Source organism: [Rhizobium] kunmingense (assembly GCF_977018605.1).
On sequence record NZ_CDRNXG010000001.1, the window covers coordinates 2,395,030 to 2,407,479 of the forward strand.

Annotated in this window: 11 protein-coding genes; 7 read left to right on the plus strand and 4 right to left on the minus strand. The window is 62.5% G+C overall.

Annotated features, from left to right (window positions below):
- Positions 1–95: 95 nt before the first annotated feature.
- Positions 96–1,130 (minus strand): glycosyltransferase family 4 protein, encoded by a 1,035-nt coding sequence (locus AC0JZ4_RS11455; RefSeq protein ID WP_471886503.1) that lies wholly within the window; start codon positions 1,128–1,130, stop codon positions 96–98.
- 161 nt (positions 1,131–1,291) lie between these two features.
- Here AC0JZ4_RS11455 and AC0JZ4_RS11460 point away from each other — a divergent pair, with 161 nt between their 5' ends.
- The gene (locus tag AC0JZ4_RS11460; RefSeq protein WP_471887865.1) at positions 1,292–1,699 is read left to right on the plus strand and encodes an OsmC family protein; all 408 of its coding nucleotides are present in this window, start codon (positions 1,292–1,294) and stop codon (positions 1,697–1,699) included.
- Between the two features lie 103 nt (positions 1,700–1,802).
- Here the strand turns inward: AC0JZ4_RS11460 and AC0JZ4_RS11465 are convergent, their stop codons facing one another.
- A complete protein-coding gene (locus AC0JZ4_RS11465) occupies positions 1,803–2,717 on the minus strand; it encodes a sugar kinase (protein ID WP_471886504.1) in 915 nt (304 codons plus the stop codon).
- A 155-nt stretch (positions 2,718–2,872) separates the two neighbouring features.
- Between AC0JZ4_RS11465 and bglA the strand changes: the two genes are divergently transcribed.
- From bglA to AC0JZ4_RS11495, 6 genes are all read left to right on the plus strand, one after another.
- A complete protein-coding gene (gene bglA, locus AC0JZ4_RS11470) occupies positions 2,873–4,522 on the plus strand; it encodes a beta-galactosidase BglA (protein WP_471886505.1) in 1,650 nt (549 codons plus the stop codon).
- Positions 4,523–4,807: 285 nt separating this feature from the next.
- Positions 4,808–5,791, plus strand: coding sequence for a tripartite tricarboxylate transporter substrate-binding protein (locus AC0JZ4_RS11475; RefSeq protein WP_471886506.1), 984 nt, complete (start codon positions 4,808–4,810; stop codon positions 5,789–5,791).
- Between the two features lie 273 nt (positions 5,792–6,064).
- On the plus strand, positions 6,065–6,526 hold the full coding sequence (locus AC0JZ4_RS11480; RefSeq protein WP_471886507.1) for a tripartite tricarboxylate transporter TctB family protein: 462 nt from the start codon (positions 6,065–6,067) through the stop codon (positions 6,524–6,526).
- Between the two features lie 18 nt (positions 6,527–6,544).
- Positions 6,545–8,050 carry a tripartite tricarboxylate transporter permease gene (locus AC0JZ4_RS11485; RefSeq protein WP_471886508.1) on the plus strand — a complete coding sequence of 502 codons (1,506 nt, stop codon included), beginning with the start codon at positions 6,545–6,547 and terminating at the stop codon, positions 8,048–8,050.
- A gap of 242 nt (positions 8,051–8,292) precedes the next feature.
- Positions 8,293–10,005 (plus strand): HWE histidine kinase domain-containing protein, encoded by a 1,713-nt coding sequence (locus AC0JZ4_RS11490; protein ID WP_471887866.1) that lies wholly within the window; start codon positions 8,293–8,295, stop codon positions 10,003–10,005.
- 99 nt (positions 10,006–10,104) lie between these two features.
- Positions 10,105–11,133 (plus strand): DNA topoisomerase IB, encoded by a 1,029-nt coding sequence (locus tag AC0JZ4_RS11495; protein WP_471887867.1) that lies wholly within the window; start codon positions 10,105–10,107, stop codon positions 11,131–11,133.
- A 119-nt stretch (positions 11,134–11,252) separates the two neighbouring features.
- Here AC0JZ4_RS11495 and AC0JZ4_RS11500 read toward each other — a convergent pair whose 3' ends face one another.
- Both AC0JZ4_RS11500 and AC0JZ4_RS11505 read right to left on the minus strand, forming a co-directional pair.
- Positions 11,253–11,813: a type 1 glutamine amidotransferase domain-containing protein gene (locus AC0JZ4_RS11500; protein ID WP_471886509.1), complete on the minus strand. Its 561-nt coding sequence runs from the start codon at positions 11,811–11,813 to the stop codon at positions 11,253–11,255.
- A 409-nt stretch (positions 11,814–12,222) separates the two neighbouring features.
- Entirely contained in the window at positions 12,223–12,345 is a 123-nt protein-coding gene (locus tag AC0JZ4_RS11505) for a hypothetical protein (RefSeq protein ID WP_471886510.1), read from the minus strand.
- Positions 12,346–12,450 lie beyond the last annotated feature (105 nt).

Here is a 12,450-nt window from a genome sequence, read left to right on the forward strand (position 1 = left end):
TGTTCCTGAACGCGGCGGGTTTCGGTTCTGGCACGAGGCCATCCTGAGCCGGTTCTGCCTTGCGGGGCTGGCTCAGGCGGCGCTTTCCTCGACTGTCAGGCGACCGGCAGGGTGCGGCTCGCCTGAGCCTTCAGCACATTGCCGAGAAACTGTTTCGATGCCGCTTCCCATGTGTAGTGCCTAGCCAGATGGCTGGCATCCTCGCGCCGGCATTCGAGCGCCTTGAGGCAGGCCGTCCGCAGATCTTCGTCCAGCGCGCCGGCGCCCGACCCTTCCTCGATGATGTCGATCGGTCCCATGACCGGATAGGCCGCGACCGGAACCCCGCTCGCCAAAGCTTCCAATATCGTGTTGCCGAACGTGTCGGTCTTCGACGGGAAGACGAAGACGTCGGCCTGGGCATAGGCCTTCGCCAGTTCCTCGCCTGTCTTCATGCCGGTAAAGAGGACGTTCGGATACTTCCTCTTCAGGTCCGCCAGCGCCGGTCCGTCGCCGACGACGACCTTGGAGCCGGGGAGGTCTAGGTCGAGAAAGGCGGGCAGGTTCTTTTCCACCGCGACACGGCCGACCGTCATGAAGATCGGACGCGGCAGGTCGAAGGGATGCTCTTCGCGTTCCATCGGGTGGAACACCGTCTGATCTATGCCGCGGCTCCAGCGCAGCAGATTGCGGATGCCGATCTTCGACAGTTCGCGCTCAAGGCTTGCGGTCGCCACCATGCAGCCGTTGCCGGCGTTGTGGAACCAGCGGACGAAGCCTTGCATCCAGCGGATCGGCACCGGGAAACGGGCTGCCACATATTCCGGAAAGCGTGTGTGGTAGCTGGTGGAGAACGGCATGTCGTTCTTCAGACACCAGCGTCGCGCGATCAGCCCGAGCGGACCTTCGGTGGCGATATGCACCGCCGTCGGCAAGGTCTTCTCGATGGCGCCTGCGACCTGCGCATAGGTCGTCATCGACAGCCGGATTTCGGGGTAGGTGGGGCAGGGGATGTTGGCGAAATCCTTCGGCGTGACCATGCACACCTCGACGCCCATGCGGGTCAATTCCCGATTGGTATTCTCGATCGAACGGACGACGCCGTTCACCTGAGGATACCAGGCATCCGTGACGATGGTAATTCTGGTCATGCGCGGCCCGAGCCCCGTTGCCGATTCGCAGGCGACTCGCATGTCGACCGCTTTTCGTGCTCTCTATCGGGGAATTTCGTGACAGGGCGATGAAGCGGGTATCGCGCTCATCGCATGAAGTCCAGGTCGTGAACGTCATTCAAACGGGCGAGGTGTGTGCAATGGTGTTGTCTGTCGTAGAATTGCGCAATGTTGCCGGGACCGAGGCGGCGATGGGGTGGGCTGGTTCGCACACGATCATCGTCGATCGCCCCGAGGGAAGGGCAGGAGGTTTGGGCCTCGGCTTCAACGGTGGGCAGCTTCTGGCCCTTTCGATCGGCGGTTGCTTTTGCAATGACCTGCGCTATGCCGCGTACGACATTGAGGTTGAACTCGGCGAGATTGCGGTGACGGTGGCGCTCGAGCTGGAAGGCAAACCGCTGGTGGCGACATCGGCGAGAGTGGACGTGCGATGCATCACGACAGAAGGCACTCGCGCTGACGAGGTGGTGGCGCGGGCACGAGCCATCTGCACGGTTGCCAACTCGGTGATGAAGGGGTTCCCGGTGACATTCGTGACCGCCGTCTAAGCTGAGATTGAATGCGAAGAAACTGAACAGGCGATTCCGCCAATATCTTGAGAGCGCAGTCGCCGCGTTCCCGCCTTTCTCTTCGTTACCCGCGGCGCTCCGTTTACCGCGGCAAAAGCTCCGGGCTGATCAGCGCGCCGTGATGGCCGATGACGGTGGCGGCGACGGCGGCGCCGTTTGCTGCGGCCTTTGCCGGTGTGCCGCCGGTTACGAGCTTGGCCAGGAAGCCGCCGTTGAAGCTGTCGCCTGCGCTTGTCGTATCGACCACCGTGTCGACCTTCACCGAGGGCACGTGGATGGATGGGCCGGCTCCGAAGGCGAGGGTTACGCCCGAGGGGCCATTCTTGACGACGATGTTCTCGACGCCGTAGCCGCGGTAGCGGGCGATGGTTGCGGCCTCGTCCGCGTCGCCGAAGTGGGTGGCCTCGTCGTCGAAGCTCGGGAGGACGAGAGAGGCGGCGCGGGCGCCATCCTCGATCGTCTTCAGCATGTATTCGCGGTTCGGCCAGAGCCGCGGGCGGATGTTCGGGTCGAAGGCGACGATCCTGCCCATGGCCTTCGCGCGGCGGGCTTCCGACAGCAGCGTGTCGACGGCCTCGGGGGCCAGAATGCCGAGCGTGATGCCCGAGAAATAGACGATGTCGGCGCTTTCGATCGCGGCGCGCAGGTGGTCGGCGTCATCGGCAAGCTTCCTTGCCGCTGCCGAGTCGCGCCAGTAGCTGAAGGTACGCTCGCCGTCCTTCAGGGTGATCAGGTAGAGGCCGGGCGTCTTGCCGGGAATGCGGCGCACGAGATCGGTACCGATGCCGGCCTGCTGCATCATCGCCAGCATATCGGAGGACATCGGGTCATCGCCGACGGCGGAGAAATAGTCGACCGTCCAGTCTGGGGAGAAGCAGGCGCGGGCGTACCAGGCGGTGTTGAACGTGTCGCCGGCAAAGCCCTTGCGCAGCAGGCCCTCGCCCGCCTGCGACAGTTCCACCATGCATTCGCCGATCGAGAGAAGCTTTCCGCCCAATAGTCCGTCCTCCTTATTTGGTACCGTCGCATAGGCCGAACCGGGATGTCTGACAAGAGCGTGTGCGGTGCAAGATTGCGCGTTGTCTTTTGATGTCGTGGCTCTAGGTTGGGCTTCAGGTCGACTTGGGAACATCGGGAAAGGAGAAGCGCAGCATGGCGAGCGAAGTGCAGAAGAGATCGGGTGCGGACTGGTGGCGCGGGGCGGTGATCTACCAGATCTATCCGCGTTCCTTTCAGGATACGAACGGCGACGGTATCGGTGACATCAAGGGCATCACGCAGCGGCTCGCCCATGTCGCCTCGCTGGGTGTCGATGCGATCTGGCTCTCGCCCTTCTTTACCTCGCCAATGGCCGATATGGGCTACGACGTTTCCGACTACTGCAATGTCGACCCGATGTTCGGCACGCTGGCCGATTTCGATGCGATGATGGCGGAGGCGCATCGGCTGGGTCTCAAGGTAATCATCGACCAGGTGATTTCCCACACGTCCGACCGGCATCCGTGGTTCATCGAAAGCCGGGAAAGCCGCTCCAATGCAAAGGCCGACTGGTTCGTATGGGCCGATCCGAAACCGGACGGAACCGCGCCGACCAACTGGCTTTCGATCTTCGGCGGGCCGGCGTGGGAATGGGACGGTATCCGCAAGCAGTATTATCTGCACAATTTCCTGATCTCGCAGCCCGACCTGAATTTCCACAATCCGGACGTCCAGGATGCGCTTCTGGATACGGTGAAGTTCTGGCTCGACCGCGGCGTCGACGGGTTCCGGCTCGACACCGTGAACTACTATTTCCACGACAGGCAGCTGCGCGACAATCCGCCGATGGTCTATGACACCGAGGGCGCGGGCATGGAGACGGATACCAATCCGTATTCGATGCAGAACCATCTCTACGACAAGACGCAGCCGGAGAATATCGAGTTCCTCAAGCGGTTCCGGGCGCTGCTCGACAGCTATGACGACCGCACGACGGTCGGCGAGGTGGGTGACGGCCCGCGATCGCTCAACACGCTGGCGCTTTACACGACCGGCAATGACAAGCTGCACATGTGCTACACGTTCGACCTTCTGGGGCCGGCGTTTTCGGCGAGCTATATCCGCAAGGTGATGCAGACGGTGCTCGATACCGTCGTCAATGGCTGGGTGTGCTGGGCGTTTTCCAACCATGATGTGATCCGCCATGTGACACGGTTCATCGAGGACCCGAACGAGCAGGACCGGGTGGCGAAGCTGTCGGCTTCGATCATCGCCACCCTGCGTGGCTCGATCTGCCTCTATCAGGGCGAGGAACTGGGGCTGACGGAAGCCGATCTTGCCTTCGAGGACCTGCGCGACCCCTATGGCATCCGCTTCTGGCCGGCCTTCAAGGGGCGCGACGGGTGCCGCACGCCGATGGTGTGGGAGGCAGGTGCGCCGCATGCGGGCTTTTCGCAAGGGGCTGCGACATGGCTGCCGGTTCCGGCCGACCATGCGAGCCGCTCCGTCGATGCGCAGGAGACGCTGGCGGGATCGGTGCTTGACCATTACCGGCAGACATTCGCCTTCCGCAAGGCGCATCCGGCGCTCATCGATGGCGACATGACATTCGTCGAGACGAACAAGGACGTACTTGCCTTCGTACGCGAAAAAGGCGGCGAAAAGCTGCTGTTCGTCTTCAACCTGACGCGCGAGGCGCAGACATTCAGACTGCCGGCGCGCTTCGGTTCCGTGATGCCGGTCGATATGCCGGGCTACAGGTCGACGCTGGAAAACGGGGCGGCGGTGCTCGGTCCGATCGACGTGTTCTGCGCTCGGGTTTAAAATTGACGCGCCTCGTCTGAGGCTCGACCTGCCGGTTCGGCCGGTGGCGGGAAGGGGCTTTTCTGTCCCGTCACAGCGCCTTGGGTGGAGATCCACCCAAGGCTCCTCCCCATTGTTCCCAAATCCACCCATGCTGCATTGCGGCGGGCGCATTATCCCGGTCGCGCTTGCGTTTAGCCAATTGCCAGCCTTCGCGTGCGGCCCGCAAATGCGCGTCAAGCAGGTGCCGGAGGAGAAGCGCACCCGCGGATATTGGCGGGACATCTGTCCCTGGAGGAGGAAATCATGAAGTTCTTGAACGCCGTTCTCGGTGCAACCGCGCTTGCCACCCTGTCGCTCGCATCCGTCGGTGCGCATGCGCAAGGGTATCCCGAGCGGCAGATCACCATGGTCGTGCCGTTCGCGGCCGGCGGCCCGACCGACACGGTTGCCCGTCTCGTCGCCGAATCGATGTCGAAGGATCTCGGCGAGCAGATCGTCGTGGAAAATGTCGGCGGCGCCGGCGGCACGCTCGGTGCCGGCCGTGTGGCAGCGGCCGATGCCGATGGCTACACAGTGCTGTTGCATCATATCGGCATGGCGACCAGCGCCACGCTCTACCGCAAGCTTGCCTACGACACCCTGAACGCCTTCGACTATGTCGGCCTCGTTACCGATGTGCCGATGACGATCGTTTCGCGCAAGGACATGGAAGCGACGGACCTGAAGGGGCTTGTCGAATACGCCAAGGCCAATGCCGACAAGGTGACGGTGGCGAATGCCGGCATCGGAGCTGCGTCGCACCTGTGCGGCATGCTGTTCATGAGCGCCATCGAAACGCCGCTCGTCACGGTTCCCTACAAGGGTACAGGCCCGGCGATGACCGACCTTCTCGGCGGCCAGGTCGATATCATGTGCGACCAGACCACCAACACGACGAAGCAGATCCAGGGCGGCACGATCAAGGCTTATGCCGTCACCTCGCCGGAGCGCCTCGACATCTTCAAGGACCTGCCGACCGTCAAGGAAGCCGGGCTCGAGAGCATGACGGTGGGTATCTGGCACGGCATCTACACGCCGAAGGGCACGCCGGCAGAGGTCAACGACCGTTTGGCGAAGTCGCTGCAGGTGGCGCTGAAGGACGAGAACGTGGCCAAGCGCTTTGCCGAACTCGGCACCTCGCCGTCGCCGGAAACGGACGCCACGCCGGCGGCGCTGAAGGCCAAGCTGGAAAGCGAAATCACCCGCTGGAAGCCGATCATCGAGGCCGCGGGACAGTACGCGGACTGAGAACTGAAGCTTTCGCCTTGCGGATGTGATTGCCCCTCACCCTACCCCTCTCCCCGCGCGCGGGGAGAGGGGACGCGTATGCCGCTACTCTTTCCAATTCTCTTTGATGTGGAGAGTGGGCGAGTGGGTGCAGCAAAGGTCCTTCGCCCCGCCTGCGGGGAGAAGGTGCCGGCAGGCGGATGAGGGGCGGCGGCCGCTGCGCGCGGTGTGGCAGAAGCTCTTCCGCCCTCCAGCCATCAACGCAAGACCTTCTCCCACACCAACGGAGACACCATGAATTCCCAATCACTCGACAAGGCCAACCTGATCTGCGGTGTCCTGCTGATCCTGGTCGGCCTCTTCTTCGCCTACCAGTCGATCGAACTGGAACTCGGCACGGCGTTGCGCATGGGGCCGGGGTATTTCCCGTTCATTCTGGCGCTGGCGCTCATCCTGTTCGGGGCGATCATTCTCTTCCAGGCGTTTCGCGCGGCGGGAGAGCCGATCGGGCCGATCGCCTGGCGGGGTATCGTCTTCATCCTCGCCGCACCGATCTTCTTCGGCATCACCGTGCGTGGCCTAGGCTTCGTTCCGGCGCTGTTCTTCACCGGACTGATCGGCGCTTTCGCCTCGCACAAGATGACGCCGGTGAAGGCGGTCGTGCTGGCTGCGCTTCTGACGGTGTTTTCCGTGCTCGTCTTCTCTTACGGCCTCGGACTGCCCTTCCAGCGCTTCGGGCCGTGGGTCCGGTTTTAGGTTTCGGGGAGCTTTTTCATGGATCTGTTCAATAACCTTCTCCTCGGCTTCCAGACGGCGGGCTCGATCGAGAACCTGTTCTTCTGCCTGATCGGGGTTCTGCTCGGCACGCTGATCGGCGTGCTGCCCGGTATCGGCGCAACGGCGACGATCGCCATGCTTCTGCCGATCACCTTCCAGCTCGAGCCCGTCTCCTCGCTGATCATGCTCGCCGGCATCTATTACGGCGCGCAATATGGCGGCTCGACCACGGCGATCCTGATCAACATGCCGGGCGAATCCTCCTCGGCCGTCACCGCCATCGACGGCTACCAGATGGCGCGCAAGGGCAAGGCCGGGGCGGCTCTTGCGATTGCCGCGATCGGCTCGTTCTTCGCCGGCACGGTGTCGACCTTCCTGGTTGCCATCTTCGCGCCGCCGCTCACCGAGATCGCATTGCAGTTCGGCGCCGCCGAATATTTCTCGCTGATGGTGGTCGGCCTCGTCTCGTCGATCGCGCTTGCCCATGGCTCGATCATCAAGGCGCTGGCCATGGTGGCGCTCGGGCTGCTGCTCGGTCTTGTCGGCACGGATATCTATACCGGTGCGCCGCGCTTCACGCTCGGTATCCGCGAATATGCCGACGGGTTGAATTTCGTCGCGGTGGCCGTCGGTGTCTTCGGCATCGCGGAAATCCTGCGCAATCTCGAAAACGAGAGGACGCGCGAGGTGCTGATGGCGAAAGTGTCCGGCCTGTTGCCGAGTCGCGAGGACCTGCGGGCGATTGTTGCGCCGATCCTGCGCGGTACGGCGATCGGCTCCATCCTCGGCATTCTGCCCGGCGGCGGCGCGATCCTCGCCTCCTTCGCCTCCTATACGGTGGAAAAGAAGGTGTCCAAGAAGCCGGAAGAGTTCGGCCATGGCGCGGTCGCCGGCGTTGCCGGTCCGGAATCGGCCAACAATGCGGGCGCGCAGACCTCGTTCATTCCGCTGCTCACCCTCGGCATCCCGGCCAACCCGGTCATGGCGCTGATGATCGGTGCGATGATCATCCAGGGCATCGTTCCGGGGCCGAATGTGGCGGCCGAACAGCCGGCACTGTTCTGGGGCATCATCGCTTCCATGTGGATCGGCAACCTCATGCTCGTCATCCTCAACCTGCCCTTGATCGGGCTGTGGGTGAAGCTGCTGACGATCCCCTATTACCTGCTCTTCCCGATCATCATGGCGTTCTGCTCGATCGGGGTCTACAGCGTCAACTCCAACGTCTACGACCTCTATGCCGTCGCGTTCTTCGGTCTGCTCGGCTACCTGCTGCTGAAACTGCGCTGCGAGCCGGCGCCGCTTCTGCTCGGTTTCGTGCTTGGACCGCTGCTCGAAGAAAACCTGCGACGTGCGATGATCCTGTCGCGCGGCGATCCGACGACGTTCGTTTCCCGCCCGATCAGCGCCGGACTGCTGCTGATCGCCGCGATCGTGCTCGTCGTCGTCTTTCTGCCGAGCGTGCGCAAGAAGCGCGAAGAGGTGTTCGTCGAAGAGGATTGAGCCGCCATCCCTGCGTGAGGCATTTTCCGGCCTGTCCCGAAACGGGACGGGCCGGAGACGTTTTCGCAAGGCTGCGCATCAATGCTGACCCGTATTGTGCCAAACAAATCTTGGCGCTATCGGCGAAAGCGGATAGAACCGTCTTGGCTAAGATGTATTAGCACAGGGCGGGACAACTGATGATCAGTATTGCCGGGCAGATTTTGCCCGTGGCTATTTTCATGGCTTAAGACAGCGGAATGTTGAAATTCCCCCGTCTTTTCCCCACAGCTTCGATCGGCGCCTATCTGATGGCGCTGGTGATGGTCGTTGCCATCCCGCTTCTGGTGTTCGTCGCCTTCCTGCTCCTGCAACTCGAAAGCCAGGAACGTGAGGGGCTTGCCAACGAAACGGCCGAGGATGCGCAGCTGATCGCCCGTTCGGTCGATCGCGAGTTGCAGGACATGGCGACGACGCTGCGCCTGCTGATCACTTCGCCGGAGCTTGAAGCCGGCGATCTGCGCGCTTTTCACGATCGCACCCAGCGCAGCCTGCGCTCCAATTCGCTCTATGTCATCGTCGTCGACAAGGATGGCCAGCAGCGCCTGAATACCCGTTCCCCGTTCGGCGACCCCTTGACGAAAATGTCCAACATGCCGGCGCTCGAGGCGGTGCTGAAGTCGGGCATTACCGAAGTTTCCGACGTCTTTTACGGCAGGACCAGCGGCAGGTCCGTGTTCAATGTGGCGATGCCGCTGCCGGAGGAGCTGTCGCATTCCGGTTCCGCGATCATCATGACGCAGAATGCCGACGATTTGCAGAAGCTGGTGGCGATCGACGGGTTGCCGGCCGGATGGTCGGCTGCCGTGGTCGACGGGCGCGGGCAGGTGGTGGCCTCCGGCGGTGCCGAAAATCTGACGTCCGGGCAGGCCTTCGATCCCGAAACGTTGAAGCTGATGACCGGCTTCAAGGGTACGATCGAGGATGTCGACGGGCCGGAAAAGCAGATGTACGGCTATTCGCAGATTACCGGATGGAGCTGGAAAGCCGTCGTCTGGGGGCCGATCGCATCGGCCCAGGGCAGTATCATCACCACCTTCAAGCAGCTGATTTCCGGTGGCGTCATCTTTCTGACGCTGGCAATCCTGCTTGCCTATACGATCGCAAGGCAGCTTCGCACGCCGATCCGGCAGATCGCCGACATGGCGGAAAGGATCGGCAAGGGTGAGATCGTGCCGCCGGTCGAGACCCGGATCACCGAGGCGAACCAGATCGCGGTGGCGCTTTCCAACGCTTCCTTCGACCGCAGCCAGGCGGAAGACCGCATCCATCTCATCCTGCATGAACTGGTGCACCGGACGAAGAATATCCTGACACTGATCCAGGCGATGATGCGCCAGCTCGGCCGGCAGGATACGACGATGCCGGAGTTCCAGAAGGCAATCGGCACCCGCCTGCAGGGGCTCGGCAAGTCGATCGAGGCGCTTGCCAAGGAGCAGTGGGCGGGCGTGCGCATGTGTCGCGTGCTCGACATCCATCTTTCGACCTTCGAAGCCGGCGACCGGGTGCTGATGCAGGGCGAGGACTTCATGCTCAAGGCCGAAGCGGTGCAAAATCTCGGCCTCGTGCTGCACGAGCTTGCGACGAATTCGCTCAAATACGGCGCGTTGTCGGTGCCTCAGGGGCGCGTTCGAGTGACCTGGGAGGATGTGGCGCCGGATGGGGATCCGGTCGAAGGCGCAGAGGCCAGGCCGCTGATCAGGCTGGTCTGGGAAGAGGAGGGTGGACCTCTGGTGCGCGAACCGTCGCGCAAGGGGTTCGGCACGACGATTATCCAGCGCCATGCGGCGGCGGCATTCGGTGGCCGGGTGAATGTGGAATTCCGCCCGGAGGGGCTTGTCTGGCGGCTGATCGCGCCGCGCGCCAACATGGAGCGCGAGGAAGGTCACGACGAATGGCGCAATCTCGCCCAGTGACGCTGTCGGGGCGCGGCGTGGCGAGCGCTGCGGAACGAGGAACGAAGCTCTGGTCTTCTCGTTCTAGCGATCATGGACCTGTCACTCAAAACCGTCGAGATCGATCCCGCCTCGCTTGAAGCCATCGGCCTTACCTATGTCAGCGACACCGAGCCGGGGATAAGGCGGTTGCGGCGCGGAAAGGGTTTTTCCTACAGGCTGCCGGACGGGCTGCTGTTGTCGGACGATGACGAGCGGCTGCGGATTTCGGCACTCGCCCTGCCGCCGGCCTATGACGATGTATGGATCTGCATCGATCCGCGCGGCCACCTGCAGGCGACCGGCTATGATGCCCGCGGGCGAAAGCAGTATCGCTATCACGCAGATTGGCAGAGCTTCCGAAGCGAGCAGAAATTCGACCAGCTGCTGCGGTTCGGCGAGGCACTGCCCAGGATACGTCGCAAGGTGAAGAAAGACCTGGCGCTTGGCCTCGATCACTCCGACTGCGTACTCGCCGCACTCGTGGCTCTGATGGATGCAACACATCTGCGCGTCGGAAACCGGGCCTATGCGAAGGAAAACCGTACCTATGGCGCGACGACGCTGCTCAAACGCCACATGGTTCTGTCCGGTGACGGGGTGCTTCTGAAATTCACGGCAAAGGGCGGCAAGCGGGTGCAGCACACGCTGAAGCATCCGCGGCTGCAGCGCATCCTGGAAGAGATAGCCGATCTGCCAGGCCGCCAACTCTTCTCGTTTCCCGACGAACAGGGCGCGCCCCGCCCGGTGGATTCCGGCCGGCTGAACGCCTATCTCGCCAAGGCGGCCGGGTTCGGTGTGTCGGCCAAGACGTTTCGTACCTGGGGCGGAAGTCTGGCCGCCTTGATGACCGCTTGGGAGAGCTTGCGCGAGGATGGCAAGCGACCCAAGATCAAGGCGCTGACGAGCGCCGCATCCGAGGTTCTGCAGAATACGCCGGCCGTGTGCCGATCGAGCTACATTCACCCCAGTATTCTTGCGCTTGCCGATGACGAAAAGCCTTTGCGCAAGATGATCGATCAGGGCGGGAGAATGCCGCCACGCGGGCTGAGGATGGACGAGGCACGGCTGGTGGACTTCCTCAGACTTGATGCCGAAGCACGGGATTGATCTCCCCTTCAGCCTCGTCCCGCAGAATGGGCAGAGGGCTGAAGCAGCGATGGAGCGCGCGCTTTGGGGGGGCATGATTTAAAACGCCCGTGGCCCGCTGGCCGGCAGTCAGCGACGCATCAAGCCGCACGGCGCTGGTGCAGGCCGTCCTCGATCTCCGCGACCAGCCTTTCGACGAATTGCGGCAGGTCGGCCGGGGAACGTGAGGTGATGATGCCGCTATCGACAACGACGGCCTCGTCCTTCCAGCGGGCGCCGGCATTGCGAATGTCGGTTCGGATCGACCTGTAGGAGGTGGCATCGCGGCCGCGCAGGGCATCCGCTTCGATGAGCAACCAAGGGCCATGGCAGATGGCCGCCACCGGCTTGCCGCTGCTGATGAAGCGGCGCACCAGATCGACGGCGTCCTTGTCATTGCGCAGCACATCCGGGTTGATCTGGCCGCCGGGCAGGATCAGTGCGTCGAAATCGGCGGCGACCACGTCGGTCACCATCAGATCGACGGCGACCGTGTCGCCCCAGTCCGTCTCATCCCAACTCCTGATTTCGCCGGCGCTCAGCGATGCGATCTTCACATCGGCGCCGCGGCTGGAAAGCTCCTCCATCGGCATGCGCAGCTCCGAGCGCTCATAGCCGTCGGTGGCAAGAATAAGGATTTTGGCGGATTTGATCTTCGCCATGATCGGTCTCCTTTATGGATTGTTCTTGTTTGTCCTTCGCGTGCATACGCGGCGCGTCGGCGTGCCCGACGCAGTCTGACGATGGCGATTGCCACGTCTCGTACATGATGCGAACAGTCGCGGAGACGATACGTTCCCGCAATTTCGCCTTGAATTTCAGTCTTCAATTTTAAGGCTTGAATGTCAGGGGTGAGGGGCGGGAAAGCCTGTTGGCAGGGCTTGTCTCCCGATTTCGCGTTTCGTCCAATTGGAGGAATGGTGCGCGAAATGACAGCTCATCGAGGTGCTTGGCCGAGGCAGCTGCCATCGACATTCTTCATGCTCCCGCGACCTCCCTGGGCCGCGAGAGCGTCGGGCCTCTTTTGGCGAGGCCCATTCCCCTCCTCGGGAAACCTTGGCTATGCAGCCGTCAGACCGGTATCACCAGCATGTAGCAGGCTGCGATCATCACAACGAAGCCGGCAGCTTCAAACCATTCCCTGACCATAGTCGCCTCCATCGAACTCGGACTGTAGAACGGAGTATGCGCCATTTCGGTTCCACAGTTTCGTCATAAACGTGGCGGCGCGGTCACAAATATGAACAGTCGTTAAAACACCGCCATCTGCGGCGGAACCAAATGCCGCGCTGCACCATT